This window comes from Rhizobium cauense (assembly GCF_019511525.1).
GTDB classification, from domain to species: Bacteria; Pseudomonadota; Alphaproteobacteria; order Rhizobiales; family Rhizobiaceae; genus Rhizobium; species Rhizobium cauense.
Genome location: NZ_JAEUAT010000005.1, coordinates 453,381 through 480,060, shown reverse-complemented (window position 1 = coordinate 480,060; position 26,680 = coordinate 453,381). Strand labels below are relative to the sequence as shown.

Annotated in this window: 27 protein-coding genes; 7 read left to right on the top strand and 20 right to left on the bottom strand. The window is 60.4% G+C overall.

Annotated features, from left to right (window positions below):
• From JNB88_RS12980 to JNB88_RS12970, 3 genes are all read right to left on the bottom strand, one after another.
• On the bottom strand, positions 1-264 hold a 264-nt coding region (locus JNB88_RS12980; RefSeq protein WP_220355785.1), incomplete at its 3' end, for a PCRF domain-containing protein.
• Positions 265-292: 28 nt separating this feature from the next.
• Positions 293-2,560, bottom strand: coding sequence for a phosphoenolpyruvate--protein phosphotransferase (ptsP, locus tag JNB88_RS12975; RefSeq protein ID WP_220355784.1), 2,268 nt, complete (start codon positions 2,558-2,560; stop codon positions 293-295).
• A gap of 90 nt (positions 2,561-2,650) precedes the next feature.
• A complete protein-coding gene (locus tag JNB88_RS12970; protein ID WP_220355783.1) occupies positions 2,651-3,925 on the bottom strand; it encodes an aspartate kinase in 1,275 nt (424 codons plus the stop codon).
• A 466-nt stretch (positions 3,926-4,391) separates the two neighbouring features.
• Here JNB88_RS12970 and JNB88_RS12965 point away from each other — a divergent pair, with 466 nt between their 5' ends.
• Both JNB88_RS12965 and JNB88_RS12960 read left to right on the top strand, forming a co-directional pair.
• Positions 4,392-5,453 carry a GGDEF domain-containing protein gene (locus JNB88_RS12965; RefSeq protein ID WP_037137884.1) on the top strand — a complete coding sequence of 354 codons (1,062 nt, stop codon included), beginning with the start codon at positions 4,392-4,394 and terminating at the stop codon, positions 5,451-5,453.
• 188 nt (positions 5,454-5,641) lie between these two features.
• Positions 5,642-7,816 carry a CHASE2 domain-containing protein gene (locus JNB88_RS12960; RefSeq protein ID WP_220355782.1) on the top strand — a complete coding sequence of 725 codons (2,175 nt, stop codon included), beginning with the start codon at positions 5,642-5,644 and terminating at the stop codon, positions 7,814-7,816.
• Between the two features lie 22 nt (positions 7,817-7,838).
• On the opposite strand, the gene JNB88_RS12955 is transcribed toward JNB88_RS12960, so the two are convergent.
• The gene (locus JNB88_RS12955) at positions 7,839-8,834 is read right to left on the bottom strand and encodes a FecR family protein (protein ID WP_220355781.1); all 996 of its coding nucleotides are present in this window, start codon (positions 8,832-8,834) and stop codon (positions 7,839-7,841) included.
• A gap of 191 nt (positions 8,835-9,025) precedes the next feature.
• Between JNB88_RS12955 and ubiG the strand changes: the two genes are divergently transcribed.
• A complete protein-coding gene (ubiG, locus tag JNB88_RS12950; RefSeq protein ID WP_220355780.1) occupies positions 9,026-9,772 on the top strand; it encodes a bifunctional 2-polyprenyl-6-hydroxyphenol methylase/3-demethylubiquinol 3-O-methyltransferase UbiG in 747 nt (248 codons plus the stop codon).
• 27 nt (positions 9,773-9,799) lie between these two features.
• Here ubiG and JNB88_RS12945 read toward each other — a convergent pair whose 3' ends face one another.
• From JNB88_RS12945 to JNB88_RS12925, 6 genes are all read right to left on the bottom strand, one after another.
• Entirely contained in the window at positions 9,800-10,675 is an 876-nt protein-coding gene (locus JNB88_RS12945; protein WP_220355779.1) for an SDR family NAD(P)-dependent oxidoreductase, read from the bottom strand.
• Positions 10,672-11,457, bottom strand: a complete 786-nt coding sequence (locus JNB88_RS12940; RefSeq protein WP_220355778.1) for a hypothetical protein — start codon at positions 11,455-11,457, stop codon at positions 10,672-10,674. The genes JNB88_RS12945 and JNB88_RS12940 overlap by 4 nt, the downstream gene beginning before the upstream one ends.
• 11 nt (positions 11,458-11,468) lie before the next feature.
• A complete protein-coding gene (locus tag JNB88_RS12935; protein WP_220355777.1) occupies positions 11,469-12,056 on the bottom strand; it encodes a protein-S-isoprenylcysteine O-methyltransferase in 588 nt (195 codons plus the stop codon).
• Positions 12,057-12,112: 56 nt separating this feature from the next.
• Entirely contained in the window at positions 12,113-12,691 is a 579-nt protein-coding gene (locus tag JNB88_RS12930; RefSeq protein ID WP_220355776.1) for a hypothetical protein, read from the bottom strand.
• Positions 12,692-12,837: 146 nt separating this feature from the next.
• Positions 12,838-12,969 carry an ABC transporter gene (locus JNB88_RS33555; protein ID WP_081931263.1) on the bottom strand — a complete coding sequence of 44 codons (132 nt, stop codon included), beginning with the start codon at positions 12,967-12,969 and terminating at the stop codon, positions 12,838-12,840.
• Positions 12,970-13,139: 170 nt separating this feature from the next.
• On the bottom strand, positions 13,140-13,721 hold the full coding sequence (locus JNB88_RS12925; protein WP_037137900.1) for a L,D-transpeptidase: 582 nt from the start codon (positions 13,719-13,721) through the stop codon (positions 13,140-13,142).
• Positions 13,722-14,065: 344 nt separating this feature from the next.
• On the opposite strand from JNB88_RS12925, the gene JNB88_RS12920 reads away from it, so the two are divergent.
• Complete coding sequence (locus JNB88_RS12920; protein WP_220355775.1) at positions 14,066-14,821, top strand: SDR family NAD(P)-dependent oxidoreductase; 756 nt, start codon at positions 14,066-14,068, stop codon at positions 14,819-14,821.
• Positions 14,822-14,848: 27 nt separating this feature from the next.
• Here JNB88_RS12920 and JNB88_RS12915 read toward each other — a convergent pair whose 3' ends face one another.
• The 4 genes from JNB88_RS12915 to JNB88_RS12900 are packed head-to-tail and all read right to left on the bottom strand — an operon-like array spanning position 14,849 to position 17,203.
• Entirely contained in the window at positions 14,849-15,277 is a 429-nt protein-coding gene (locus JNB88_RS12915; RefSeq protein WP_037137904.1) for a DUF1178 family protein, read from the bottom strand.
• On the bottom strand, positions 15,274-16,131 hold the full coding sequence (locus JNB88_RS12910; protein WP_220355774.1) for a carbon-nitrogen hydrolase family protein: 858 nt from the start codon (positions 16,129-16,131) through the stop codon (positions 15,274-15,276). The genes JNB88_RS12915 and JNB88_RS12910 overlap by 4 nt, the downstream gene beginning before the upstream one ends.
• 9 nt (positions 16,132-16,140) lie before the next feature.
• A complete protein-coding gene (gene grxC, locus JNB88_RS12905) occupies positions 16,141-16,398 on the bottom strand; it encodes a glutaredoxin 3 (RefSeq protein ID WP_037137909.1) in 258 nt (85 codons plus the stop codon).
• A gap of 28 nt (positions 16,399-16,426) precedes the next feature.
• A complete protein-coding gene (locus tag JNB88_RS12900) occupies positions 16,427-17,203 on the bottom strand; it encodes a ComF family protein (protein ID WP_220355773.1) in 777 nt (258 codons plus the stop codon).
• Positions 17,204-17,297: 94 nt separating this feature from the next.
• Here JNB88_RS12900 and JNB88_RS12895 point away from each other — a divergent pair, with 94 nt between their 5' ends.
• Positions 17,298-18,182 (top strand): methyltransferase domain-containing protein, encoded by an 885-nt coding sequence (locus tag JNB88_RS12895; protein WP_220355772.1) that lies wholly within the window; start codon positions 17,298-17,300, stop codon positions 18,180-18,182.
• 2 nt (positions 18,183-18,184) lie between these two features.
• Here JNB88_RS12895 and JNB88_RS12890 read toward each other — a convergent pair whose 3' ends face one another.
• The 6 genes from JNB88_RS12890 to JNB88_RS12865 form a co-directional block, all read right to left on the bottom strand.
• The gene (locus JNB88_RS12890) at positions 18,185-18,349 is read right to left on the bottom strand and encodes a Flp family type IVb pilin (RefSeq protein ID WP_220355771.1); all 165 of its coding nucleotides are present in this window, start codon (positions 18,347-18,349) and stop codon (positions 18,185-18,187) included.
• 67 nt (positions 18,350-18,416) lie between these two features.
• The gene (locus JNB88_RS12885) at positions 18,417-18,734 is read right to left on the bottom strand and encodes a hypothetical protein (protein WP_037137915.1); all 318 of its coding nucleotides are present in this window, start codon (positions 18,732-18,734) and stop codon (positions 18,417-18,419) included.
• Positions 18,735-18,857: 123 nt separating this feature from the next.
• Entirely contained in the window at positions 18,858-19,271 is a 414-nt protein-coding gene (mutT, locus tag JNB88_RS12880; RefSeq protein WP_220355770.1) for an 8-oxo-dGTP diphosphatase MutT, read from the bottom strand.
• The gene (locus JNB88_RS12875; protein WP_420832184.1) at positions 19,268-20,089 is read right to left on the bottom strand and encodes a GNAT family N-acetyltransferase; all 822 of its coding nucleotides are present in this window, start codon (positions 20,087-20,089) and stop codon (positions 19,268-19,270) included. The genes mutT and JNB88_RS12875 overlap by 4 nt, the downstream gene beginning before the upstream one ends.
• Positions 20,058-21,299 (bottom strand): bifunctional glutamate N-acetyltransferase/amino-acid acetyltransferase ArgJ, encoded by a 1,242-nt coding sequence (argJ, locus tag JNB88_RS12870; protein ID WP_220355768.1) that lies wholly within the window; start codon positions 21,297-21,299, stop codon positions 20,058-20,060. The genes JNB88_RS12875 and argJ overlap by 32 nt, the downstream gene beginning before the upstream one ends.
• A gap of 116 nt (positions 21,300-21,415) precedes the next feature.
• Complete coding sequence (locus JNB88_RS12865; protein ID WP_220355767.1) at positions 21,416-22,303, bottom strand: peptidylprolyl isomerase; 888 nt, start codon at positions 22,301-22,303, stop codon at positions 21,416-21,418.
• A gap of 246 nt (positions 22,304-22,549) precedes the next feature.
• Here JNB88_RS12865 and secA point away from each other — a divergent pair, with 246 nt between their 5' ends.
• Positions 22,550-25,264: a preprotein translocase subunit SecA gene (secA, locus tag JNB88_RS12860; protein WP_220355766.1), complete on the top strand. Its 2,715-nt coding sequence runs from the start codon at positions 22,550-22,552 to the stop codon at positions 25,262-25,264.
• Between the two features lie 225 nt (positions 25,265-25,489).
• Entirely contained in the window at positions 25,490-26,596 is a 1,107-nt protein-coding gene (locus JNB88_RS12855) for a D-alanine--D-alanine ligase family protein (RefSeq protein WP_220355765.1), read from the top strand.
• Positions 26,597-26,680: the final 84 nt, after the last annotated feature.

Genomic DNA, 26,680 nt, shown 5'->3' with positions numbered 1-26,680 from the left:
CTCCTTCACATCAGGCAGCTCCAGTTCAGCCAAATCACGCATCTCGCGGTCGACCGATTTGTCGTTCAACAGGATTTCGAGGTCCGCGAGCTCGGCAATTGCCTTCTCGTAAGCGCGGATCTTTGTAACGACCGGCTGCAACTCGGAATATTCGGAGGCAAGCTTGACGTAGACATCGGCCGACGGGCCGGCCGACATGCGCGCTTCGATCTCGCCAAAACGGCGTTCCAGCTCGCGCATCTTTTCAACGGGAAGCTTCGCCACCCTTCACTCCGATTCTGCTTGTCTTTAACTAAAGAGGAATATTGTGAGCTTCGGCGAAGTGGGCAAGCACATCGCGCATTGAAGTCGCCGACTTGGTATCGTCAAGCGCCTCGTTCATCGCCTTTGCCAGAGCCTCGGCGTCAAGACCGAGCAACATCGCCTTGACCGGGCCGATCGACGCCGGCGACATCGATACCGAGCGGAAGCCGATACCGAGCAGGGCCATCGCCGAGATCGGCTTGCCGGCAAGCTCGCCGCACAGCGTCACCGGCGTATTGTTGCGCTCACCCGCCCGCACGATGTCGCGCAGGATCCTGAGGAAGGGCTTGCCAAGCGGATCGAAACGGTCGGAAACCCGCGCATTGCCGCGATCGACCGCCATCGAAAACTGGAAGAGGTCGTTCGAACCGACCGAAACGAAATCTACCGCCGACATCAGCTCGTCGAGCTGCCACAGCAATGCCGGCACCTCAAGCATCGCGCCGAACTGCAGCTTGCGCGGCAAACCGTGGCCAAAACGAGAGAGGTGCTGAACCTCCTTCTGCAGCAGCTCACGCACCGCAGTGATTTCGGAAACCTCAGTGACCATCGGCACCATCAGTTTCAGCTCGAGACCGGCCGCGGCCTTCAGCATGGCACGCAACTGCGTGCGCAGCAGGCCCGGGCGGTCGAGCGACAGCCGGATCGCTCGCCAGCCGAGCGCCGGGTTTTCTTCCTCATGGCCACGGAAATAGGGAACGACCTTGTCGCCACCAATATCGAGTGTACGGAAAGTCACGACCCGTCCGGCCGCTTGCTTCAGCACGTTGCGATAGAACAGCTCCTGCTCTTCGGCCTTCGGCATCGTGGAGGCGATCATGAACTGCAACTCGGTGCGGAACAGGCCGATCCCTTCGGCGCCCGATTCCGACAGCTGCGGCAGATCGACCAGCAGCCCGGCATTCATCATCAGCGATACGCGCTGCCCGTCCTTGGTGCGCGGCTCTACGGAGCGCAGCGCCCGGAACTGTTCCTGCCTCCGGGCCCGGAACCGTACCTTTTCCTCATAGGAGCGCTGGTGTTCGGGCATCGGGCGAAGATGCACATGCCCGCCATCCCCATCGATGATCACGGCATCGCCGTTTTCGGCAAGCGCCACCACGCCGGCAGCCTGGCCGATCACGGGAATGCCCATCGCACGCGCGACAATCACAACATGGCTCGTCACCGCGCCTTCTTCCAGCACGAGCCCGCGCACATTGGCACGAGGATAGTCCAACAGCTCGGCCGCACCCATCGCACGCGCCAGGATGATGGCGTCGCTTGGGAAACCATCCCCCGCTGTGCGGCCGGTGTAGCCGGTCAGCTGCCGCAGCAGGCGGTTCGCCAGATCTTCGAAATCGTGCATCCGCTCCCGCAAATAGGGATCGGTCATGCGGATCATGCGCGCCTTGGTGTCGCTCTGCACCTTCTCGACTGCGGCTTCCGCGGTCAGGCCGTTGCGGATCGCCTCCTCGAGCTTGCGCACCCAACCTTGGTCATGAGCAAACATCCGGTAGGTTTCAAGAACCTCGCGGTGCTCGCCCTCCATCGACACGTCGCGCTGCGACAGAAGGTCATCGATCGAAATGCGCAACGACCCGAGCGCTTCGCCCAGGCGCCGGATTTCCTTCTCGGAATCCTCGTTCAGCAGGTTGGTGACGACAATGCGCGGCTCGTGCAGCACGACGTAGCCGAGACCGATACCTTCGTTATAGGTGTCGCCGTCGATGGTCACCGACCGCGTCAGGTCGAGTTCGAGACCAGGCTTCGTGATCTTCTTGAGCTCGCCGGTAGCGATCATCTCGGCAAGCACCATCGCGGTCGTCTCGAGAGCTTCGAGCTCTTCTTCGCGGTAAGTGCGGCTTGCCTTGTTCTGCACGACCAGGACGCCGAGCGAACGGCCCGTGCGCAGGATCGGGACGCCGAGGAAGGAATGATAGATCTCTTCGCCGGTTTCCGGCAGGTAGCGGAAGGCGGGATGCGATTGCGCGTCGGAGAGATTGAGCGGCTGCGCCGATGCGGCGATCGTACCGACCAGACCCTGTCCCATCTTGAGTTGGGACAGGTGGACCGCTTCCTTCTTCAGACCTTCGGTTGCATAGAGCTCGAGGACCCCGTCGGCGCGCAGCACATAAACGGAGCAAACCTCCGCAACCATGTTGCCCGCAATCTGGCGAACGATCCGATCGAGACGCTCCTGCGGCTCCAGCGGCTCCGCCATCAACTCGCGTAGCCGCTTGAGCAGCACGCGCGGACCGCCGGAAAGGTCTCTCATTGCGTCTCAAGCTCCAAAACAAACATCAAAGTCTCACAGCCAATTGCCGCGTGACTTCTCAACTTGAACGCGCGGCAAGCCTGTTCAGAATCAGTTCTTATCCAGACCGTAGCAGGAATGCAAAGTCCTGACAGCGAGTTCCGCATACGGACCGTCGATCAGGATCGAAATTTTGATCTCCGACGTCGTAATCGCCTTGATATTGATGCCCTTGTCGGCCAGCGCCTTGAATGCGGTGGCGGCAACGCCGGCGTGGCTTCGCATGCCGATACCGATAACCGACACCTTCACCAGGCCCGATTCGTTCTGAACGACGTCGTAGCCGATCTTTTCCTTGTTCTCGCCGAGAACCTTGATCGCCTTTTCGACATCGCCCGACGGAACCGTGAAGGTCATGTCGGTCTTCGAGCCATCTTCGGAGATGTTCTGGACGATCATGTCGACGTTGATGTGGCTTTCGGCCAGCGGTCCGAAGATCGCGGCGGAAACGCCCGGCCGGTCGGCAAGACGGCGAAGCGAGATCTGAGCCTCATCCTTGGCATAGGCGATGCCGGTGACTACTTCCTGTTCCACGATTTCATCCTCGTCACAAATCAGCGTTCCGGGCGGATTCAAGAAGTCACCCATGCCCGGAGCATCGGGATCTTCGAAAGAGGAGCGCACGAAGGTACGGACCTTGTGCACCATGGCAAGCTCGACGGAGCGAACCTGCAGAACCTTCGCGCCGAGCGAGGCCATTTCGAGCATTTCCTCGAAGGCGATCTTCTTCAGGCGACGCGCCTGCGGCACGATGCGCGGGTCCGTCGTGTAGACGCCGTCGACATCGGTGTAGATGTCGCAGCGATCGGCCTTGACCGCAGCGGCGATTGCAACCGCTGAGGTATCCGAGCCACCGCGGCCGAGCGTCGCAATACGATTGTCGGGGCCGAGGCCTTGGAAGCCGGCAATGACTGCAACCTGGCCCTCACCCATGCGCTTGATGATGTCGGAGCCATCGATATCGAGAATGCGAGCAGCACCATGAGCGTTGTCGGTACGGATGGGGATCTGCCATCCCTGCCAGGAGCGCGCGTTGATATCCATTGCCTGCAGCGCGATCGCGAGTAGCCCGGAGGTCACCTGCTCGCCTGACGCAACAACGGCATCGTATTCACGCGCATCGTAGAACGGCGAATTGGCACCAACCACCTTCGGCGTCCCCTGCACCCAACCGACCAGCTCGTTGGTCTTGCCGGACATGGCCGAGACAACAACGGCCACCTCGTGACCTGCATCGACTTCACGTTTCACATGGCGGGCAACGTTCTTGATGCGGTCCAGATCAGCGACGGAGGTTCCGCCGAACTTCATTACGATGCGTGCCATATGCCTCTACCACGACCTAGTGCCGAGAGCGGTCAAAACCACCCGGCGTCACGAGCCCTGAATGGAGCCGCATGGCTGAAGAGCCAGGAAATTGGGAGTTTCTGGAACTCTTCTAAAGCCTTGCCCCCCAAGGGCCCAAGTTGCGCGTCTCTTAGCGAGTTTGTGGGGGGGTGGCAAGGTGGCCAAAGCAAGGGATTGGAACCATCGACCGTCGTTTCGAACAGGCCTGGGACCAATGCGCCTTGGCGGTGCATCAAATCCCCATCACCGATTTCACAGATTCTTAATTAGCCGCGACTTACTCTAAGTTGTCCGACATGATGCAGTAGCATGAGATGAACCGCATGAAGCGGGGCGGACGCGATGTTCTCTTGCCTGCATTCTCGAAAGTCTCGGTCTCACGCATACCTGTCCGACCTCGTCTCAGGTGCAACGCCTGTGACGCTTCCCGCGAAAGGCGTTGCATATGGCAGTTGCAAACTTGTCCACAAAACCTGCGCAGCAAGCTCGTAAGGAAATTTACAATACGGTTTTTGCAACGCTCAACCGGCTGGAGATCGAAGCTTCGCCGGTAAATTACGAGCTGATGTATGAAGTCGTCAGTGGCAACAATCCGGAACTCCGCGAGAAGTTCGCCCGCCTCCGCAAGCCAATCACGGAACAAGAAATCGAGACGTTGGCTCGCACCTATTTGCCGCATCATTTCGGCAAGTCAGTGCATGATGAGTCTGCCAGCCGCCTGCAGAATGAATTGACAACCCTGAAGGAGTCACTCCAGTCGGGCCAGAGTTCGCTGTCGACCTTCACGAACATGCTGGGTCAGGCGACTGGGAAAATCTCTTCGATCGACCCGAGGGATACCAAGACGATCCAATCCCACCTTGGCTCCATTCGACAGATGGGCGAGATTCAGCAGTCGAAAAGCGTCAAGCTGCTGGAAAGTGTTGCGACACAAATTTCTGCAGTCGAAGCCATTTCGAGCGATGTGGAGGAGTTCGAGCGCACAAAGTTCACGCATCCCACCACCAAGCTCGCCAACCGGCGCGGATTCCACAAGAAACTTGCCGAACTCTACGGCGCCGAACGCTACCCGGACGACATCTCGCTCCTTCTTTGCAATCTGGTGGTGCTGGCACCATTTGAAAGCACCGAACTGCTGAGGCTTAAGGAAGCCGTCTTGGAGCGCCTTGGCGCTATCGTGTCACAAACCGTTCAGACCACCGATTTCGCTGCGTGGCTTGATCGACCACAGATCGGCGTCATCGTCAGAACGAGCACCGAGGGCGAAATCCAGAAGATCGCGGATCAGATGCGACGAGGTTGCCACGCTGCCTTCGATAGCCGGCCGGGAATAATGCCCAAAGTCATCGCCCGGTTTGGATGCAGCACGACCTATCAGGCCAGCACCGCATCCGAACTGGTGGCAAACGCCGAAAAGGCCCTTCATACAGCGACGGAAGAAGACAACGAGAAGGTCGTGTTCTTTTCAGTCGGCGCACGTAAGGACTGGATGCTCTATCGCAGCTAAACCCCGCATCTGCGGACGTTTGCGGTCTACGCCTTATTTCCGAGCGTTTGCGCCCTGCCCATCACGGCCTTGCCATTGCATAGTGCGTCGGAACAAGGCAGCCTAGGCGGGCTTGGACACACGGGCGGAGACGTCATTGCCTCCGTTTCGTGCCGCAGGGCGCTCCGGCACAAGGGCTCCGATCGCATATGACGCGTGCGCAGCAAATCGGCGTTATCATTGGCCTTGCGATCGTCGCGAGCTTTACCGTGCTGCGTGTCAGCGATCCGCCACTCCTCCAGCAGATCCGCGACCTGACCTTCGACGAGTATCAACGCATTTCTCCGCGCCTTGTCGAACCGACGCCGGTTCGCGTCGTCGACATTGACGAGGCATCGCTCAAGGAATTCGGCCAGTGGCCCTGGCCGCGCGACCGGCTGGCGCTGCTCGTGCAGCGGCTGTCCGATCTGGGAGCAGCGGCGATCGCCTTCGACGTACTGTTTGCGGAGCCTGATCGTCTCTCCCCCCGCACCGTCATGCGCGATGTCGCCGGAGTTGATCCGGCTTTGTTGAGTCGCCTTCCGGACAATGACGAACTTTTCGCGGAGGCGATCGCCGGACGTCCCGTTGTGCTCGGCTTCGGTCTCACGACGGAGGGAAACTACCGACCGCCCGTCAAGGCAGGCTTCGCCTTCACTGGCGAAAACCCGGTCAACGCTCCTCCACGCCTCGATGCAGCGACACCCGTGCGCCCGCAATTGCAAATGAACGCCGCTGGTCTTGGTCATATCAGTCTCAATCCCGGCAATTCCTCCGCTGTCGTCCGCAAGGTTCCGCTCTTTCTAAGCGACGGCGAGCAGCTCTATCCGAATCTCGCCATCGAGGCGCTGCGCGTGGCTCAGGGCGCTTCCACCTATTTGCTCGCGGCCGCACCAGATGCTCCCGACACGCTGACATCGGCCAAGGTCGGTGAATTTGTCGTGCCGGTAACGGCGAGCGGCGAGCTCTGGCTTTACACCAGTCCCGATGCTGCCGAGCGTTACATCTCCGCCGCGAAGATCCTTGCTCCGCAGGGCGTCGCGCCGGAGATCGCCGCCCTCATCGAAGGCAGCATCATCTTCGTCGGCACCTCTTCTGCTGGGCTGCAGGATATTCGTACCACGGCGCTCGGCCAGAACGTTCCGGGCGTTTCCATGCATGCCCAGACCGTTGAGCAGATCCTGACCGGCCACTTCCTGTCCCGGCCCGACTGGGCGGATGGGATGGAGATTCTTGCGATCGCCGTGCTCGGCACGATTCTCGTCGTCCTGACGACCTTCGTCAGCCCAGCCGTAGCGCTCGCCTGCGGTCTTTGCCTTACCGCACTCGCGCTTGCCGCCTCCTGGTTTGCCTTTTCAACCTGGGGCCTGCTTCTCGATCCGCTTGCACCAATCATCGCCGGTTCGATCATCCATTTTGCCGCCACGTCGTTTCGCATCCTGGTCATCAATCGCGAGCGACGCGAGGTTCGCCGCGCCTTCGGACAGTACCTCTCGCCCTCGCTGCTCTATCGCATCGAGCACACCCGGAATGCTCTGCGCCTCGGTGGCGACGACCGCGAACTGACGATGATGTTCGTCGACGTGCGCGGCTTCACGGAACTCAGCGAACGCCTTCAGCCCGCCGAGGTCGTCCGGTTTCTCAATACGCTCCTCGACGCACTGAGCCGTCACGTAACCGCCAATGAGGGCACGCTCGACAAGTTTATCGGCGATTCGATCATGGCGTTCTGGAATGCCCCGGTCGATGTCTCCAACCACCCTGCCAAGGCAGTCCGCGCAGCTCTTGCCATGCGCGAGACACTCGCGTCGCTCAATGCAACAGATGCCTTCGGCTTCGGGAAGGATTATCAGGTGGGAATCGGCATCGGCATCCATACCGGCCTAGCATGCGTCGGCAACATGGGAGCCGAGACGCGCTTCAACTACTCCGCCGTCGGCGATGCCGTAAACGTCGCGGCGCGCATCGAATCCGCCTGCAAGGAGGTCGGCTTCGATATTCTAGTCTCGGAGAACACGGCAAGCGAATTGCCGCATTTCGCTCTTCTCGACGCCGGTGCGCTTGGGCTGAAGGGAAAGAGCAACCGGGCACGCCTCTACGCCGTCATCGGCGGTGAACAGGTACGCCGATCGAGTGAATTTGCCGAGATGCAGCAGTTGCATCAGGAGCTGGTCGATGCGTTTCGTCGCCGTTCGACCGACAGCCGGAAGCTTCTGAGCCTTGCCAAGTTGAAAGCTCAGGCGCTGACCGCGGCCTTGTCGCCATTCTACGATCGGATCGCCCGCAGGGCCGATCACTTCCGCGACATACCCGGCAGCGATGACGACAGCATTCGTACCGGCTAGCCGGACGGGAGCCGACTTTCCCTTAGTTGTTACCGCCACCGCGGCCGCGGTGACCATGACGACGGTCGCGATCACCATCGTCGTCTCCCCCTCCATGACCGCGATGATCCCGATCATGATGGCCTCGGCCGTGATGATCCCGGTCGTGATGACGATCCGGCTTGTGAGGCTTATCGGGCTTGTCGGGCTTGTCGGGCTTGTCGGGCGGATCCGGGTTGTCGGGCGGAGTCTGAGGCGCTTGTTGCTGGGGCGCCTGCTGCTGGGGTGCCTGCTGTGGCGCCTGTGGTGCTGGCCGCTCCTGACGCTCTTGGCGCTGGGGTCGCTCCTGGCGATCCTGGCGCAGGGATGCCAGCCCGCACGTCGTGCGAATCCCCCCAAGTGCGCCTGAAAGCTGCTGATCGCCGGAAAGGAAGGGGAGAGCGCGCGAATTGCTCAGCGTCGTCAACGTGCTGCGGTTGACCCTGCTTGGATCCGTCATCCTGCCGCCGCGAGTTGCGATCACGCAATCGCACTGCCGTTGGAGCTGCTTGCAGCCACCCGGGCCACAAAAGCTGGCAGAACCGTTCAGAAGCACGATGGCCGTCGTACCGTTCGGGCCTACGTAGAAGTCGAAAGCCGTGCCGCGCACGCCGATCGTTCCTGCAGGAGTTACGATGGAATAGGCCGAGGATTTCGAATTGCCACTGATCCAGCGGAACGTGCCCTTCGCCGCCTTGATCGAAAGCCGCTTCACGGAAGCAGAGTCGTCATAGACAAACTTGTCGATCACGACGGTTGAGCCTGCACCGACGGCCAGCTTGGTGCCGTCTTTGAAGATAAATTGCCCGAGGCCCGATCTGGACGTGCGAATGCGCTCATCGCGATGAACTGGCGATCGAACAACCAGGGCGCCGGTCTGGCCGGTCACCTCGGTCCTGATCAACGTGGCCTGTCCCACCGGTTCGGCGGAGAACGCCGGCACCAGACCAAACAACACAAGTACAAGGCCTGCAGCGACAGCACCACAGAAGCGAAACATGACCGACCCCCAACAAGCAATCAATATATTAGCACATCATTAATATTAACGTCTCCTCATCTTCTTGGTGTAGGTCGCGCAGCCACTCGCAGTATCCGGGAAGTTGTTTGCAACGGCCTACTGTCGCTCGGCTCTTGACTTCCAGCACACTTCGTCCGACTTCACACAGAACGACTGCGAGGAACCGAGACATGAGCGAAGCGGCAAAGACCACGATCGATCAGGAAGAGGTGGACCGCTTCTCCGCCATGGCTGCGGAATGGTGGAGCCCTACCGGCAAGTTCAAGCCGCTGCACAAGTTCAACCCGGTGCGGCTTGCCTACATTCGCGACAAGGCGGCCGAAAACTTCGGGCGGGACGTCCGCGCCCCGCGCCCCCTGGAAGGCCTTCGCGTCCTCGATATCGGCTGTGGTGGCGGCCTTCTGTCGGAACCGGTGGCTCGCATGGGTGCCACCGTCGTCGGCGCGGACCCTTCTGAAAAGAATATCGGAATAGCCTCGACGCATGCTAAGGCGTCAGGTGTGCCGGTCGACTACCGTGCTGTGACGGCCGAGCAACTCGCGGACGCCGGCGAAACCTTTGACATTGTTCTAAACATGGAGGTCGTGGAGCACGTCGCCGATGTCGACTTCTTCCTGGCCACTTGCGCCAGGATGGTCCGTCCGGGCGGGCTGATGTTTGTTGCAACCATCAACCGGACGATGAAGGCTGCGGCACTCGCCATCTTTGCCGCGGAGAATATCCTCCGCTGGCTGCCGCGCGGCACGCACCAGTATGAAAAGCTCGTCCGCCCAGAGGAGATCGAAAAACCCGTTTCGGAAAACGGCCTTTCGATCATCGACCGCACGGGCGTCTTCTTCAATCCGCTGTCGAACCAGTGGAACCTGTCGAAAGACATGGATGTGAACTATATGCTGCTGGCCAAGCGCGGCTCATAAGGCAACGCAAGATCGTCTCGCTGCGCCTCAGGCTGCTCCGCGACGCGCTCGCCGCGAGCCGCAGCATTCCTTGAACGTTTTGCCCGAGCCGCAAGGACACAGGTCGCCACTGCGCCGCTGCAGGCGCCCAATCAAGGGCACCTTGATGGCCGATGGCAGCGATGAGGCCACGAAGGCCACGAGCTTGGCCGAAAGTCCCGGCACGACGAGGCGACGGCCGGACTTGAATCCACGCCAGGCGCGCTCGGCAACGTAGTCGGAGCCGAGCTTGGGGAGGATCTTGAAGAGCGCAGCCCGACCGGCGCCGGACTTCTCCAGGAATTCCGTGGAAACCGGCCCGGGAGCAACACAGGTAACCGTTACGCCGGTAGATGCGACTTCCTGATGCAGTGCCTCGGAAAAAGACCGCACGAAAGCCTTGCTGGCGTAATACAGCGCCATGTTCGGACCGGGCGTGAAGCCGGCAATGGAACCGAGATTGAGCACGCCTCCGCGCCCGCGGGCCACCATTCCAGGCAGGAAATGCAGCGTCATGTCGGTCAGAGCGCGAATGTTCAGATCGACCATGCCGAGCTGGTCGGCAATCGGAAGTGTCGTGGCCGCACCACGCAACCCGTAGCCGGCGCTGTTGACCAGAACCTCGCAAGCCAGACCGTTGGCCGCGAGAAAGTCCTGAAGCCTTGTCGATGCATCGGCCGCGAGCAGGTCGAGCGGCAGAACGAATGCCTCGCCCCCAGCCGCCCTTACATCACTTGCGGCGGCAGCCAGCCCTTCCTGGGATCGCGCAACAAGCACGACGATCGCGCCCTCCCCGGCGGCGACGTTGGCGATTGCCCTGCCGATACCTCGAGACCCGCCGACAACAACGACGGCGGGACGCAGTTCAGGCTGCTTGTCTATCATGATGCCGTCCCCGACGCCGCCTCGTCAGCAATCGCTTCGCTCGAAGCCATACCTCTGGCTTCATCGGCGATAGCGCCGTTCAGAATACTCTCGAAGCGGATTAGAGCACGAGCGACATTGGCACCATCCATGACGCGGTGGTCATAGTGAATACGCACCGTGACTGTCCCATCTTCAGAGATCGGCCCATAGTTGAAAATTGTGGTCAACGGCGTCAGCGGGTTCAGGGATTCGGCCCCGAGGCCGGAATAGACCGACAACTGGAATGTGCCGAAGCGGCGGCCTCGCTGCCGCCCGAGGTTAAGTCCGAGCCACATCAGGAGCCAGCGGATCGGAGCCGGCGCTCGAGCAAATTTCAGTACCCTGCGGAATTCCTTGAGCTCGTGAATAGGCTTCGATCTCGCGGCGAGAAACAACGCCTCTATTTCCGCGAGAGGACGGAGTTCCGGGCCCTCGATCGTACTGAGCAGCACGATCTTCTCGCCCTCATGCTCGCGCTCGTGGGCAACAGAGGCGATGCTGACGGGATATTCATAGAGCTGCGGCCGAGGCAGCTTGACATAGGCCCGACGCAGATCAGGCACATCCTGGCTGAGGAGCGCATAGCCCTTCAGAAACAACACGGTCCACGGTGTCTTGGTCTGCTGTGCCGCCCTTGCTTGCTGCAGCGACCCGAGGTTCATCTGCCGCTGCACCGTCACACGCGGAACGCCGATCGAGAACCGCATGAGGTCTCCGACAAGACGTCGTGAAGGCGAAAGCTTGATGGCGCGTCCCCGCATCGTGCGTCCCTCTAGTAGATGTAGGGGATAATTCGCTTCGTCCGGTCCATATAGGCGCGGTACTCAGCGCCGAAAATCTCCAGCATCATGCGCTCCTCTTTGTCCACCCGCAAAAAGAAGAGGATTGCGAAGCCGATCAGCCCCGCCAGCCCCACGACCCAGTTCGCAAGCAGAAACGCCTGACCGAGCCCCATGAGCAAAAACGACGTGTACATGGGATGGCGGACAAGCGCATAGGGGCCATGGGAAATCAGTTCGTGCTTCTCGCGAATCTGAAGGGTGATCGACCAGTTCCGGCCGAGCGCCTTGTGCGTTCTGCGGAAGACCCACATGGCCGCGCCAAACAATATTGCGCCGAGGATTACCGCCCATACATGGGCAGTATAGTCGGCAGCCTCAGGCTTTCCCGTCGCGACATAGAAGCCGGGAACAAAGGCGAGCCCCAGCAGCGCCGCCGAAAGGCCGACCACTTCGACCCCTGAGCGACGGTCGCTCACGACCCTCGTTCGCCTTGCGCGACGTTCCGAGGGATAGCGGATTGCGTACCAGGCAATAATGCCAAGCACCCACACAATTTTACCAATGAGAGCAACGCTCAATTCAGATCACCGGAGCCCTTCGTCGATTGTGCGGAAACGATGGGCTCGCTCCGCATTCACGTATTCATCTCTCGAAGCTTTGTAATGAACTCTTGCGGACGAAGCCAGATGCTCGGCACCTTGTATCCCATGGAACGTGCGATCTCGCCGACGAAATTGTTGCAGTTATCGACCGTGGCCTGCCACAACTTCGATTTTGCCTGCAGTTGGCGAATGAAAGCGACGGTCTTGTTATACTCGGCTTCAGTCAGCAGAATGCGCCAACTTGCGGAACGATAGGCTTCCTCGAGGTCTCCGTCCGTCGCGCCAGTCGAGGCAGGAACTGGAATGAAGTGCCCGAGAACGTAGGGCGCCGCATCTTCAGATGCAGGTGCGAGACCGGCGACCTGCGGATTGACCATCCCGCCGGCTTTGTTCAGGCGACCGAAGACCGCATAGGTATGACCATAGGTCAACGCATAGCGCGACCGGAATTCGATGAAGTACTGGCCCTCTCGCTGGGCGGCCTTATTGACCTGCGCGCCGCTGGAAGTCGAGGTGTACCTCGGCTGCGGTGGCTTATCGTCCGATTGGCAGGATGTGAGAGCGAGAACGGTGAGAACCAGGAGGGATAGATGGCGTTTTGCAAGCGTCATAACTACGCTTCATCTCCGAGATCGATGAGCAAAGACACTCACGCAAATGCCAGCCTAGGGTTGCGCACCTGCGCGTGGGCCGCTTGGCTCCGACAACGATTCGGGGGAGGGGCTACGCGTCCCTCCCCCTTGTCCAAAGTCAGATGTTACTTTGTGATTGGTGCCGGCTCTGCGATTGGCGGCGGGGCTTTACCCTTACCTTTACCGACCGAGCCGCACGCGGTCAGGCTCGAAACGGAAAACAACGCAACAAGGCACATAATTAGGATTCTGCTCATCAAGTAGTCCTCTCCGTTAGCATGGAATAGGTTATCGAAGGCAACGATTCTACTAATAGCGGTAAAATAGCGACAAGCCAAGTGCAGAAAGGGCACAGTGCCACCCTCGCGTCGCGCAAGCGGCACGCAAAGCTAACAGACGGTGGCAATATCGAAACAAAATGTAAGTATCATATGACCAAAACGCTGGACCCCACGGGGGTCCGAGCATAGAGATGAACGATGTCCTCGTTGGTCAAGCGAATGCAACCATTGGACACCGCCGATCCGATCAGCCACGGTTCGTTCGTCCCGTGGATACGAAAATAAGTATCCTGCCCGCCGCGGTAGAGGTAGAGCGCAGCTGCTCCGAGCGGATTGTTCTCCCCACCGGGAACTCCACCCGCGTACTGCGCCAGGTGCGGCTTGCGCTGGATCATGCTCGCGGTCGGCGTCCACGATGGCCACTCCGCCTTTCGACCGACGACCGCGCTTCCTTTCAGGGTAAGGCCTTCCTCGCCGACAGCGACGCCATATCGTGTCGCGCGGCCCTCGCCCTCGACATAGTAGAGATACCGCTCATAGGTGTTGACGATAATGCTGCCGGGCGCTTCGCCTCCAGCATAGGCAACCTCCCGCCTCCGGTAGCGGTAGCTCACACCATTCGAAGAAAAAGGAGACGCTACTGGCCAACTTGCTGTGGTGCATCCAGATGCCATCAAAGCTACGCAGCCCAGTACAAGGCCACGGCGCGTAATATGGTCGTTATCCATCGTTACCTGCTAAGAATTGGTGAGCCCTATTTCTCTCCTTTACCATCCCGTCGTTTTCAGGCCAAGCCTCAACCCAACAGAGAATCGGGGCGGACGGGAACGGCAGGCCGCCGCGTTCACTAGCCGACTTGCGCTGGCCCTTTGCTGTGCAGAAGCATCCCTAACGTTGTATAAGTCCTTCATAATGCCGCCTAATGGAGGTACCCATTGCCGGGGCGAGGGCCGCAAGGGTAGGCTTTGGGGGTGCACCCACGAAGGCGCCTGAGGTGGCTCACGGGGTTTTGGGAGATTGCAACTGTCCACAGTTGTGGTGATTTTGTCGCAGGGGAGCGATAGAAAAAACGATGAATCTTGGGTTCGAGGGTAAAGTAGCGATTGTCACCGGCGCCGGCTCCGGTATCGGAGCGGCAGTATCCAGACGGCTGGCTGAAGAGGGAGCCCAGGTCGTCGTCACGGACATCAATGCCGAGGCGGCCAAACAGGTGGCGGATGAGATCCAGGCACAAGGAGGTCTATCCCACCACTTTGGACTGGATGTCACCAACGCCGCGGCAGTCGAGAACTTGCTCGCAACTGTTCTCGAGACGTGTGGCGGGCTGCATCTGGCGGTCAACAACGCGGGCGTCGATGGCGTGCGCATGGCGACGAGGGACTACCCCCTCGACAACTGGCACAAGCTGATGGACGTCAATCTCAACGGCGTTTTTTACTGTATGAAGTACGAGATCGGAGCGATGCTGGCAGGCGGCGGTGGTGCGATCGTCAACATGTCCTCGGTGCTCGGCACCGTCGCTTTGCCGATTGCATGTGCCTACACGGCAGCCAAGCATGGCGTTGTCGGGCTGACGAAGGCCGCCGCGATCGAATATGCGCGCTTTGGGATTCGCATCAACGCAGTCGGCCCTGGCTGGATCGAGACGCCGCTCTCATCGGAGCATCGGGACATTGCAAGCAGCCGGCGCATGGAAGCGCTGCAGCCCATGGGCAGGCGCGGTACGCCCGATGAAGTGGCGGCACTCGCCTGCTTCCTCTTATCGGAGCAGGCAAGCTTCATCACCGGCAGCTACCATCTGGTCGATGGAGCCTACACCGCACACTAGGCCCCGCTCCGGACGAGAAGTACCAGCCTAGTTCACATCGTCGGGCAGTATGGGTAGGGCGGCAATCTCGATGCCTTCGTCCAGGAGCGCCTCGGCTTCCTCCTGCGTCGTCTGCCCGATAATCCCGCGAGCGTCGCTCTCGCCATAATGGATCTTGCGGGCCTCCTCGGGGAACCGGGTTCCGACGTCCTCGGAATTGGCCTTGATGGTCGCGACAGCCTCTTTCAGCTTGTGAAACGCCTCCCGGCGCATCGTGTCCATCGCAAGCGTCTGCATTTCATCCTTCTTGCGCGCCGTCGAAACCGAGGGCGCCATCAGGAGCTTGGAAACAGACGATGAATTACAGACGGGACAGGTAAGAAAGCCAGTTTCGACCTGGCGATCGAAATCGGCACCTTCCGAAAACCAGCCTTCAAATTCGTGGGCATTTTCACAACGCAAGGAATAACGAATCAAGCGGCGACGCCTCCTGCGACTGCCCTTGCAACCTTCTCGATGGAGAAATCACGACCGTTCTTGAGGTTAGGAATCTTGTCATGCGCCGCCTTGACGGCGGAAGGATCGATATCGGCGACGATGACGGCTTCACCCGTTGCGCCGGCCGAGGCAAGTACCTTGCCCCAAGGATCGATGATCATCGAATGCCCGAACGTCTCACGGCCATCTTCGTGAAGGCCGGCCTGGGCAGCCGCGACGACAAAGACGCCGTTTTCGATCGCCCGCGCCCGCAGCAGAATTTCCCAATGAGCTTCGCCGGTCTGCTTGGTGAACGCGGCAGGCACCGTCATAACTTCCGCGCCGGCGACAGCCTGGGCGCGAAACAGTGCGGGGAACCGGACGTCGTAGCAGATCGCAAAGCCCATTTCGGCGAAGGGAAGCGACAACACGCGCGCTTCGCATCCCGGACGATAGGCAGCGCTTTCACGCCAGCTTTCGCCATTGTCGAGATCGACATCGAACATGTGGATCTTGTCGTAGCGATTGAGGATCTTGCCGTCTGGAGCGAACAGATAGCCCCGATTGGCAAGCTTGCCGTCGTCCAGCGCAATCGCTGTCGAACCCACGTGCATGAAGATGCCAAGCTCACGGGCGAGCTCGGACCCGGTACGAACGATGACATCGCTGGTCTCGTCGCGCAGCAGCGCCTTGGCTGCGGCCCGGTCGCGCTGCAGCATGCCCGTCATTTCAGGCGTCTGTACGTAAGTCGCCCCCCGGCTGACAGCCTCGCGGACGAGCCGCGCCATCGCGGCAGCGTTCCTTTCCGGATCGACACCGGAACACATCTGGATGGCGGCAGCCGTGAACGTCATGGCTTTTCCCTACGCGGCAAGCAGAGGATCGAGCTCGCCGGCACGATCCAGGGCAAAGAGGTCATCGCATCCGCCGACATGTTGAGCGCCGATGAAAATCTGCGGAAACGTAGTACGGCCATTGGACTTACCGATCATCTCCTGCCGGAGTTCGGGCGCAAAGGTCGCATCGTGCTCGACGTAGTCGACGCCCTTTTCGGACAGCAGCGACTTGGCGCGGGTGCAGTAGCCACAGGCTTGGCGCGTGTAGATGGTGACGGGTGCCATGAGGACTCCAATACAAGTTATCTTTTCGTCATATAGTTTCTGCCAGAGCCCTTGCAAAGGTCAAAACCGTGATGTCCGCCGCCCCCGCCTTGCGCAATACCCTGGCTGCCGCGGCAACTGTTGCACCGGTCGTGTAGACGTCATCGACTAGAACGAGCCGCTTGCCGAAGACGTCGGCTTCCCGTCCCTTGGCGATGGCAAACGCGCCCCGGACATTGTCCTCGCGCGCCCTTGCCCCAAGCCCGACCTGCTGACGGGTGCGCCTGATGCGCAACAGCGTCGCCGGCAGAAGAGCCTTGTCCGACTGCTGGGCTATATGGCGCGCAAGCTCCGCCGCCTGATTGAACTTGCGCGAAAACATGCGGCTCCGATGCAATGGTACAGGAAGGATGGCATCGCAACGCTCGACCGTTCCATCGGCAGCGCGCAGCATCCACTCAGCCATCATGGCGGCGAGATCAGTCCTGTCGCGATATTTGAGGCCATGCACCAGATGGCGAACCGGCTCGTCATGAAATGCGGCGGAGCGCAGCCGGTCGAAAGGCGGCGGATTGGCGATCGCCTCTGCACTGATGATGCCGGAGCCAAGATCGTGCGAAAACGGTATGCCGAGAACCTCGCAAAAGGGTCGCTCGATGAACCGCAGACCGGACCAGCATGTCGGGCAAAGTCCCCGCTGTCGGCCGGTCGCAATGCCGCAAACGGCACATCCCGGTGGATAGACAAGGTCGACCAGCAGGCGGAAAGGAAGCGCGGTCAGCGCCCCCATCAGCTTCAAAGACGACCATCCTTCCCTCAACGCCATCAGGCCCCTCAACCTTGTCGGGAAAGACTAGCGCGTTTCGCCTTCGAGGAAAATCGTCTTGCGGCACTGTGCGCGCGGGACTATGCACTGCGCCATGGATATGATCTTCGACCAGGCCCGGATAGCAGAAAACCGGCATCGCGCGCTTCGCGGCAACGACCCGAAGGCCACGTTCCTACTCGACATCGCCGCAGAGGAGCTGGGTGAGCGCCTCGCCGTCGTCGAGCGAACATTCGAAAATGCGGTCGAACTGCATGGTGCCACCGGCGCCGCGGCTCGCGCGGCAGTCGCCACCGGAAAAATCGGGCATCTGACACGGGTTGAAAGCGAACGCGCCTACGCGGGAGCGGAAGAGGGTTTCGTCGAGGCCCCGCTGGAGGAGGTTCCCTTGGAACCACAATCGACAAACCTCTTGCTGGCGCCGCTGAGCCTCCACCTGACGAACGACACACCCGGCGTCTTCATCCAAATCCGCCGCGCCTTGAGGCCCGATGGGCTCTTTCTTGCCGCGATCCCGGGGGCGGGCACGTTGCAGGAGTTGCGTGAGGTCCTGCTTGCTACCGAAATCGAGTTGACGGGTGGCGCGAGCCCGCGGGTCATCCCCTTCGCTGACGTCCGTGATGTCGGCGGCCTGATGCAACGCGCCGGCTTTGCGTTGCCTGTCATCGACGCCGAGACCTACACGGTTCGCTACGATTCGATCCTTCCGCTGATGCGGGACCTGCGGGCGATGGGCATGAGCAATCCGCTCCTCGCACGGAGCCGCAAGCCTTTGACGCGCGCCTTCTTTATGCGGGCGGCTGAGCTTTATGCCGAACGCTATGCCGATCCGGACGGCCGGATCAGAGCGACCTTTTCAATCATCTATGTCTCGGGATGGGCGCCGCACGAGAGCCAGCAAAAGCCGCTTCGCCCCGGCTCGGCAAAGGTCAGGCTCGCCGACGCACTGAAGGTCGAGGAACACAAGCTGAAGCAGTAATCTCAGTTCGGAAACTGGTTTGCAAGTCCAGTGAAAAGGGTTGTGATATTTCCGCCGAGGGCCTGAAGCGCAGCCAGAATTGCGACCGAGATAACCGCCGCGATGAGGCCGTATTCGACGGCCGTCGCACCGCGGATGTCAGCCAGAAATGCCCTTACAACTCGCATTGCCCACCTCGGCGCTAGAGCGGCAGTCTTCAATCACGTTGCAGCTGCCGCTGCGGCAACGTCTCTATCAGCAGCCAGTTCCGCTTCCGTAGCCTTGGACCACACAAACCGAACCCGGGGTTTCCTGCAGGATACTCTGGCGAATCGTGTAGCGCTTGCCGTTCTCCGTTTTCGGAATCGAGCCGGTCGTGATCGTGTCGAATTCGGACGGTGCGCTGGCAAAGACGCTCGACCTGGACTTGTCTGCAAGCATCGGCGTCAGGATCAAAGTCAGCGCGACAACCGCGGTGCCAAACAGCAACGCGATGTTCAACACCCCCGTCCTGCTCGAGGCAGTCGAGGCCTGTTCTTTCTCTCTCACAGCTTTCCAGAAATCGTCGTCCATGCGTCAAGCCTTCTACACACACGCCAGTTGCTTGATTGAGGCCGATATTTGGCAGAAGGTGTTAAACGATCGATTAATATCCACACCCAAATTGGACGCTTGCAGGATAATAATCAGAAGTTCCTAAAGTAGATCCTGCAATATAGGAATAAGCGGCTCGTCGGCGGGCGGCATCGGATAGTCGCGCAGAGCCTGCGGCTTCACCCATTTCAGCGCCTGCCCTTCCCTGCCGTGCGGAATGCCCTCATAACGCCGGCAGACATAAAGCGGCATCAGAAGATGGAATTTCTCATAGGTATGGCTGGCAAAGCTCAGCGGTGCCAGGCAGGCGACCTTCGTCGTGATCCCAAGCTCCTCATGAAGCTCGCGCACCAGCGATTCCTCCGGTGTCTCGCCCGGCTCCACTTTGCCGCCGGGAAACTCCCAAAGTCCGGCCAGCGATTTCCCCACGGGACGTTGCGCAAGCAGAATGCGGCCGTCGGAATCGATCAACGCGCAGGCGGCAACGAGAAGAATGCTTCGGGCCGCATCACTCATCGCGACGGTTCCTGACGCCAGTAGGAATAGCGGTACGCCTCATGGAAGCCGAGGCGTTCGTACAGCGCCAGCGCCGGAGCATTTGTCGCCTTCACCTGCAACCAGGCTGAACGAGCGCTGCGCATCCGCGCCCAGCGCAGCGCGGACGTCAGGATTTCCAGGCCAAATCCCTCGCGGCGGCGCTCCTTGGCAACCGAAAGCGACATGACGCCGGCAAGGTCATTGTCCTGAACGCAGAGCACGGTCGCAAGCGGCCCCGTCTTCGGATCTTCGATCATGAACAGGCCGGAGGGCGGCTTGATCGCGTTGATGATCTCGGCCAGCGCCGGCTTCAGCTTGGACGACACGCCGTCGGTTGCCAGGTTGGCGTCCACGAAACGGCCGATATCGTGCGTCGGCAGGTGGTCCAGCGTGTCCGGCAGGTCTGCCTGCGCGAGATCGCACGTCATCACGATCGTCTCGTCGAATGAACTCCACTGCTGCTCCCGTACCAGGTCGATCAGCACCGGCGAGGCGAGCGGCGTCTGCCGCAGGACAGCCGGGCGGCCATAGGCTTCGAACTTGCGGCTCGCTTTGGCAAGTCGGATATCGACGTCGCGGTGATCGGACGGATCGAGGGGCACGATCGAGTTCAGCCGGTTGGATGGATGGCCTGCGGTCAGCCGTATCTGCCAGCTTCCGTCGTATTGAACCGACGACGCCGGCCACGCCCGGAAGCCAACGGCCTCAAGCCTGCGCACGAGCGGCAGATTTGCCTTCTTGGATGTCGCTTCGGTCAATGAAAGATCAGCTCCGGTAGTCACCGTTGATGGCGACATACTCCTTTGTAAGGTCGCACGTCCAGACCGTAGCGGTGCCGTTTCCGAGACCGATGTCGACCTTCACAGGGATATCCTGCTTCTTCATGACGTTGGTCGCGGCCTGCTCGGAGTAGCCGGCATCGCGCTCGCCGTTGACGGCAACCCTGACATCGCCAAACCAGATGGCAAGCCGATCGCGGTCGGCCATTTCGCCCGACTTGCCAACAGCCATGACAATGCGGCCCCAGTTGGCATCCTCGCCGGCCGCCGCGGTCTTGACCAGCGGCGAATTGGCGATCGACAGCGCAATCTTCTTGGCAGCCGCATCGCTTTCGGCGCCGGTGACGGTAATCTCAAGCATCTTCGTCGCACCCTCGCCGTCGCGCACGACCTGCAGCGCAAGATCCTTGAGGAGATCGTTGAGGGCCGCGCGGAACGAGCCGAGGCGCTGGTCATCGGCATTCTCAACGCGGACCTGGCCGTCCTCGGCGGCCGCACCTGTCGCAAACAACATCAGCGTATCGGAGGTCGAGGTGTCGCTGTCAACAGTCATCGAATTGAACGTCGGATCGACGCCAGCAGACAGGAGCGACTGGAGGGCAGCGGGCGCAATATCGGCATCGGTGACGACGAAGGAGAGCATGGTCGCCATGTCAGGCGCGATCATGCCGGCGCCCTTGGCTATCCCATTGATCGTCACAGCCACGCCGCCGATCTCGGCGCTGCGGGTGGCGACCTTCGGATAGGTATCGGTGGTCATTATCGCCTTGGCGGCCTCGAACCAGAAGTCACCGGTCGCGTCCTTGTGCATCTGATCGAGAACGCCGGAGAATTTCGTGGCGTCGAGCGGCTCGCCGATGACGCCGGTGGATGCGAGATAGACCTCGTTCTCGCTGCAGCCGACCGCAGCCGCAGCCGACTTTGCCGTCAGTGCCGTCGCCTCGCGGCCCTTCACTCCGGTAAAGGCGTTTGCATTGCCCGAGTTGACGACAACAGTGCGCGCAGCGCCATGCGGCAGATTTTCCCGGCAGAAGTCGACGGGCGCCGAAGGGCACTTCGAGCGGGTAAAGACACCGGCAACAGCGGCCGGCTTGTCGAACACCATCATCAGCACATCGGTGCGGTTCTTGTACTTGATGCCGGCTGAAGCGGTGGCCATGCGCACCCCGCGAAGCGCCGGCATGGAGACATAGGATTTCGGAGCGAGCGGAGAAATGGAACCGGACATGATGATCGACCTGGGTAGCTGGAAGGACTTTCGGGCGAAGTATAAGCCGGCTCGCCCTGCAAAAATACGACAACTGTCATAGTGAAGGGCCCGGAAGAACCGGGCCCTAAGAGAGATTACTGCTGCGGCTGCGCTGCCGGCTGATCACCGGGCTGCGGCTGCTTGTTGGCATCGTCGTAGCTCTTGCGCAGTGCCTCGTCCGTGATGTCGATCCTGGACTTTTCCTTGGCGGCAGCAAGAAGTGCCAGATACTTGTCACGCATGACGAGCTGGCGAACCTGGTCCTTGACCTGATCGAAGGCCGGCGGAGGAGCGTCGCGCTTATCTTCCACCAGGATCACGTGATAACCGAAATCGGTCTTCACAGGAGTCTTGGAGTAGGTGCCCTTCTCAAGCGTGAAGGCGGCATCCTCGAATTCCTTGACCATCCGGCCCTTCGTGAAATAGCCGAGATCGCCGCCGTCTGCCTTGTTCGGATCGGTCGACTTTTCCTTCGCCAGATCCGCAAAGTTCTTGCCGGCATCAAGCTGCTTGATGACTTCCTTGGCCTCGTCCTCGGTCTTCACGAGGATGTGGCGGGCGTGCACTTCTTCCTGCTTCGGCAGAGCGGCGACTTCCTTGTCGTAGCGCGCCTTGACTTCCGCGTCGGTGACCGTATCGACGACCTGTTCCTTGAAATAGGCGTTGTGCAGTTCGCGGTCCGCGAGGTACTGCATACGCTTCTTGAACTCCGCGGTCTGGTCGAGCTTCTCGGCAATTGCATCCTGCGCCAGCAGCTTGACGTCGATGGCGGCGGACAGAGCGGCGACCTTCTTCTGGTCGTCGGGAAGCTGTGCGAGCTGCGGATCGAGATTAGCGACAGCCAGATCGAGGTCCGACTGGTGAATCTCGGCGTCGCCGACCTTGGCAATGACGGGGTCCGGCTTGTCTTGCGCATGGACCGGCGCCTGGAACGCAACGAAAGTTGCGAACGCCATCACAGCGATTTTGTTGTAGTTCAACATCAAATAACCCTTCACAGTTAAACCCACCGGCGTCAACGTCGCGAATCCTGCTTGAAACAGGCATCAACACTGGAATGTGGCCTTTCTATATCAGCCAAATCCGTTGACATCATTCGACCCCCCTCTTATCTGTCACGCAACCTCGCGTCCAGAACAGTTTCCTGGCGTTTCGAGACGTGTGCCTGAAATTCGGCCGGGCAGCGGATAAGAAAAGCCGGGGAATATTATTGAGAAAGGACCAGTCATATGGTCAGCTTTGGCGGTATAGCCCGCAAAATATTTGGCTCTGCCAATGATCGCCGCGTGCGGTCCTTCCAGCCGAAAGTCGCAGCCATCAACGCCATCGAAGAAAAAACGAAGGCCTTGAGCGACGAACAGCTGGCTGCCCAGACTGTTGAATTCCGCAAAATGCTGGCTGACGGCAAGACGCTGGACGATATCCTCGTTCCGGCTTTTGCCGTTGTTCGCGAGGCTTCGCGCCGTGTTCTCGGCATGCGACCTTTTGACGTCCAGCTGATCGGCGGCATGATCCTCAACGACGGCGATATCGCCGAAATGAAGACCGGCGAAGGTAAGACGCTCGTCGCGACGCTGCCGGTCTATCTGAACGCACTCGCCGGCAAGGGCGTGCATGTCGTCACCGTAAACGACTACCTCGCCCGCCGCGACGCCGCCACCATGGGCAAGATCTACGGCTTCCTCGGCCTGACCACGGGCGTCATCGTCCATGGCCTGTCGGACGAAGAGCGCGCCGCCGCCTATAACTGCGACATCACCTACGCAACCAACAACGAGCTCGGCTTCGATTATCTGCGCGATAACATGAAGTACGAGAAGAACCAGATGGTCCAGCGCGGCCACAACTTCGCAATCGTCGACGAAGTGGACTCGATCCTGGTCGATGAAGCGCGTACGCCGCTGATCATCTCCGGTCCGCTGGACGACCGCTCGGACCTCTACAACACGATCGACGCGTTCATCCCGCTTCTGTCGGAAGGCGATTACGAGATCGACGAGAAGCAGCGCTCCGCCAACTTCTCCGAAGAAGGCACCGAGAAGCTGGAGAACCTGCTGCGCCAGGCCGGTCTTCTGAAGGGCCAGTCGCTCTACGACATCGAAAACGTTGCGATCGTCCACCACGTCAACAACGCGCTGAAAGCCCACAAGCTGTTCCAGCGCGACAAGGACTACATCGTCCGCAACGACGAGATCGTCATCATCGACGAATTTACCGGCCGCATGATGCCGGGCCGCCGTTATTCGGAAGGCCAGCATCAGGCACTGGAAGCCAAGGAAAAGGTGCAGATCCAGCCGGAAAACCAGACGCTGGCCCAGATCACCTTCCAGAACTACTTCCGCATGTACGACAAGCTCGCCGGCATGACGGGTACGGCGCAGACGGAAGCGGAAGAATTCGGCAACATCTACGGCCTCGAGGTCGTCGAGGTGCCTACCAACCTGCCGATCCAGCGTATCGACGAGGACGACGAGGTCTACCGGACCTTCGAGGAAAAGTACAAGGCGATCATCACCGAGATCGCCGACGCGCAGAAGCGTGGCCAGCCGGTTCTGGTCGGTACGACTTCGATCGAAAAGTCCGAATATCTGGCCGACCTGATGCGCAAGCAGGGCTTCAAGGACTTCCAGGTCCTCAACGCTCGCTACCATGAGCAGGAAGCCTACATCGTCGCGCAGGCCGGTGTACCGGGTGCGGTAACGATCGCCACCAACATGGCAGGCCGCGGTACGGACATTCAGCTCGGCGGCAACCTCGAAATGCGCGTCGAGCGCGAGCTTGGCGAAGTAGAGCCCGGTCCCGAGCGCGACGCAAAGGCCGAAGCGATCCGCGAGGAAATCAAGCAGCTCAAGGAAAAGGCGCTTGCCGCCGGTGGTCTCTACGTCATCGCCACCGAACGCCACGAGAGCCGCCGCATCGACAACCAGCTGCGCGGTCGTTCCGGCCGTCAGGGCGACCCGGGCCGCTCGAAGTTCTACCTGTCGCTTCAGGACGACCTGATGCGCATCTTCGGTTCAGATCGCATGGACTCGATGCTCACGAAGCTGGGTCTCAAGGAAGGCGAAGCGATCGTCCATCCCTGGATCAACAAGGCTCTGGAGCGCGCGCAGAAGAAAGTCGAAGCCCGTAACTTCGATATCCGTAAAAACCTCCTGAAGTACGACGACGTCCTGAACGATCAGCGCAAGGTGATCTTCGAGCAGCGCCTCGAGCTGATGGAATCGCCGAGCATCTCCGAAACAGTGTCCGATATGCGCCGCGAGGTCATCGAGGACCTGGTCGAGAAGCATATTCCGGAACGTGCCTATGCCGAGCAGTGGGATGCCGCTGGCCTGAAGGAGCGCACCGCCGCTCTGCTCAACCTCGATCTCCCGGTCGAAGATTGGGTCAAGGAAGAGGGCATTGGCGAAGACGACATCCGCGAGCGGCTGACAGAAGCATCGAACGCGGCCTTCACCGAGAAGGCTGAGCGCTTCGGTCCCGATATCATGCACTATGTCGAGCGCTCGATCGTGATGCAGACGCTCGACCACCTGTGGCGCGAGCATATCGTCAACCTCGATCATCTGCGCTCCGTCATCGGTTTCCGCGGCTACGCGCAGCGCGATCCGCTGCAGGAATACAAGTCGGAAGCGTTCGAGCTCTTCACCTCGCTCCTCAACAATCTTCGCGAGGCCGTGACCGCACAGCTGATGCGCGTCGAACTTGTGCAGCAGGCGCCGGTCGAGCCGGAACCACCGTTCATGCAGGCGCATCACCTCGATCCGGACACCGGCGAAGACGATTTCGCGCCCGCGTACCTGGCGTCGGAAGTTGCTGTCGCCCCGGAAAATCGCAACCCGGCCGATCCATCGACCTGGGGTCACGTGGGCCGCAACGAAGCCTGCCCCTGCGGTTCCGGCAAGAAGTTCAAGCACTGCCACGGCGCCTTCGCACAGGCTTGATGCCGACGCAGCACTGAAATCAGAGCCCCGCGACAGAGATGTCGCGGGGCTCTTCGTTTGTGCTTGGTTCAAGGCGTCGAAAACCCAGCTGCAACTCTTGATTTCATAGTCCACACAAGATTCAGCCGCAAAACCGTCGCTTTGTTCACCGAGCCTGCCGAAATACTCGCCAATCATGGCGTCATCGCACTGTAATTCCACGAATAATTGAGGGGACTGTTCATCGTGCCGACCACACATTCGCTCGCTGACGTCAACCGATCTGCAAGCCCTCGCCTGCGCGTAGCCATTCTATTCGGAGGCCGCTCACCGGAGCATGACGTCTCGATCCTTTCGGCCACCAACGTTGTCAGCGCACTCGACGCTGGGCGATACGACGTCCAGCCAATCTTCGTGACAAGGGAGGGACAGTGGATGCTGCTACCCGCCGGAACCGAGCTTTCGACAGCGGCAACGAACAAGCACGCGCCACAGCTCTGCCTGCTGCCGGGCGGCCATGGGCGGCTGTTTGCCATCCCTGAAGATGGTGCCCCATATGAACTGCCGCCGATCGACGTCATCTTTCCGGTGTTGCACGGCATGCACGGCGAAGACGGCTCCGTCCAGGGACTGGCCGCCGTCGCCCGCGTGCCGCTGGCCGGCTGCGGTCTGCTGGGTTCGGTCACTGCCATCGACAAGGATATCGCCAAGCGCCTCCTGAACCAGGCCGGTTTGCCTGTCGCAAAAGCGGTCTGCATTGAGAAAGACAAGGTACCCTCCTTCAAAGATCTCGCGGAAAAGCTTGGCCTCCCCCTGTTCGTCAAGCCGGCACGGCAGGGCTCCTCTGTCGGCGTCAGCAAGGTGCTGAGCGGGCAAGACTTCGCAGCTGCGCTGGCTGAAGGTTTCAAGCACGACAGCAAGCTGCTCGCGGAAGAATTCATTGCTGGCCGCGAAATCGAATTCAGCGTGCTGGAACACGCCGACGGCGAGATCTTCGTGTCGCTTCCCGGCGAGATCGCGCCGGCCGAAAGCCACGGCTTCTACAGCTACGAGGCAAAGTACATCGACGAGGATGGAGCGGCCCTCCGGGTTCCCGCGGAACTTCCGAAGGAAGTCGAGGACCGAATGAGAGAAGCCGCGCGCCTCGCCTTCAAGGCGCTTGGCTGCGACGGCATGGCGCGCGTCGATTTTTTCCTGACGCCTGACATGTCCTTCGTGATCAACGAACTCAACACCATCCCCGGCTTCACCAATATCAGCATGTACGCCAAGGCAATGGCGGCTACAGGTGTGAGCTACCCCGAAATTCTCGACCGGCTGGTCGACCGGGCGTTGACTCGCGGCGGCGCCTGACCGGTTCAGGGCGTCGAGCGTCAAGCCCAATTACGCTGTCACAACCGTTTCTTAACGCCGTTCTGCCACAACGCTAGACACGAT

What these genes read in the sequence shown, in the direction of transcription:
- JNB88_RS12940 (WP_220355778.1), bottom strand. Translation starts at nt 11,457, where the DNA reads ATGCGGGGACGCGCCATCAAGCTTTCGCCTTCACGACGTCTTGTCGGA.
- JNB88_RS12885 (WP_037137915.1), bottom strand. Translation starts at nt 18,734, where the DNA reads ATGGACGACGATTTCTGGAAAGCTGTGAGAGAGAAAGAACAGGCCTCG.
- JNB88_RS12945 (WP_220355779.1), bottom strand. Translation starts at nt 10,675, where the DNA reads ATGATAGACAAGCAGCCTGAACTGCGTCCCGCCGTCGTTGTTGTCGGC.
- JNB88_RS12890 (WP_220355771.1), bottom strand. Translation starts at nt 18,349, where the DNA reads ATGCGAGTTGTAAGGGCATTTCTGGCTGACATCCGCGGTGCGACGGCC.
- JNB88_RS12930 (WP_220355776.1), bottom strand. Translation starts at nt 12,691, where the DNA reads ATGACGCTTGCAAAACGCCATCTATCCCTCCTGGTTCTCACCGTTCTC.
- secA (WP_220355766.1), top strand. Translation starts at nt 22,550, where the DNA reads ATGGTCAGCTTTGGCGGTATAGCCCGCAAAATATTTGGCTCTGCCAAT.
- JNB88_RS12895 (WP_220355772.1), top strand. Translation starts at nt 17,298, where the DNA reads ATGGATATGATCTTCGACCAGGCCCGGATAGCAGAAAACCGGCATCGC.
- JNB88_RS12965 (WP_037137884.1), top strand. Translation starts at nt 4,392, where the DNA reads ATGGCAGTTGCAAACTTGTCCACAAAACCTGCGCAGCAAGCTCGTAAG.
- mutT (WP_220355770.1), bottom strand. Translation starts at nt 19,271, where the DNA reads ATGAGTGATGCGGCCCGAAGCATTCTTCTCGTTGCCGCCTGCGCGTTG.
- JNB88_RS12865 (WP_220355767.1), bottom strand. Translation starts at nt 22,303, where the DNA reads ATGTTGAACTACAACAAAATCGCTGTGATGGCGTTCGCAACTTTCGTT.
- JNB88_RS12970 (WP_220355783.1), bottom strand. Translation starts at nt 3,925, where the DNA reads ATGGCACGCATCGTAATGAAGTTCGGCGGAACCTCCGTCGCTGATCTG.
- ptsP (WP_220355784.1), bottom strand. Translation starts at nt 2,560, where the DNA reads ATGAGAGACCTTTCCGGCGGTCCGCGCGTGCTGCTCAAGCGGCTACGC.
- JNB88_RS33555 (WP_081931263.1), bottom strand. Translation starts at nt 12,969, where the DNA reads ATGAGCAGAATCCTAATTATGTGCCTTGTTGCGTTGTTTTCCGTTTCG.
- JNB88_RS12910 (WP_220355774.1), bottom strand. Translation starts at nt 16,131, where the DNA reads ATGACGTTCACGGCTGCCGCCATCCAGATGTGTTCCGGTGTCGATCCG.
- JNB88_RS12925 (WP_037137900.1), bottom strand. Translation starts at nt 13,721, where the DNA reads ATGGATAACGACCATATTACGCGCCGTGGCCTTGTACTGGGCTGCGTA.
- JNB88_RS12875 (WP_420832184.1), bottom strand. Translation starts at nt 20,089, where the DNA reads ATGTCGCCATCAACGGTGACTACCGGAGCTGATCTTTCATTGACCGAA.
- ubiG (WP_220355780.1), top strand. Translation starts at nt 9,026, where the DNA reads ATGAGCGAAGCGGCAAAGACCACGATCGATCAGGAAGAGGTGGACCGC.
- JNB88_RS12900 (WP_220355773.1), bottom strand. Translation starts at nt 17,203, where the DNA reads ATGGCGTTGAGGGAAGGATGGTCGTCTTTGAAGCTGATGGGGGCGCTG.
- grxC (WP_037137909.1), bottom strand. Translation starts at nt 16,398, where the DNA reads ATGGCACCCGTCACCATCTACACGCGCCAAGCCTGTGGCTACTGCACC.
- JNB88_RS12955 (WP_220355781.1), bottom strand. Translation starts at nt 8,834, where the DNA reads ATGTTTCGCTTCTGTGGTGCTGTCGCTGCAGGCCTTGTACTTGTGTTG.
- argJ (WP_220355768.1), bottom strand. Translation starts at nt 21,299, where the DNA reads ATGTCCGGTTCCATTTCTCCGCTCGCTCCGAAATCCTATGTCTCCATG.
- JNB88_RS12960 (WP_220355782.1), top strand. Translation starts at nt 5,642, where the DNA reads ATGACGCGTGCGCAGCAAATCGGCGTTATCATTGGCCTTGCGATCGTC.
- JNB88_RS12920 (WP_220355775.1), top strand. Translation starts at nt 14,066, where the DNA reads ATGAATCTTGGGTTCGAGGGTAAAGTAGCGATTGTCACCGGCGCCGGC.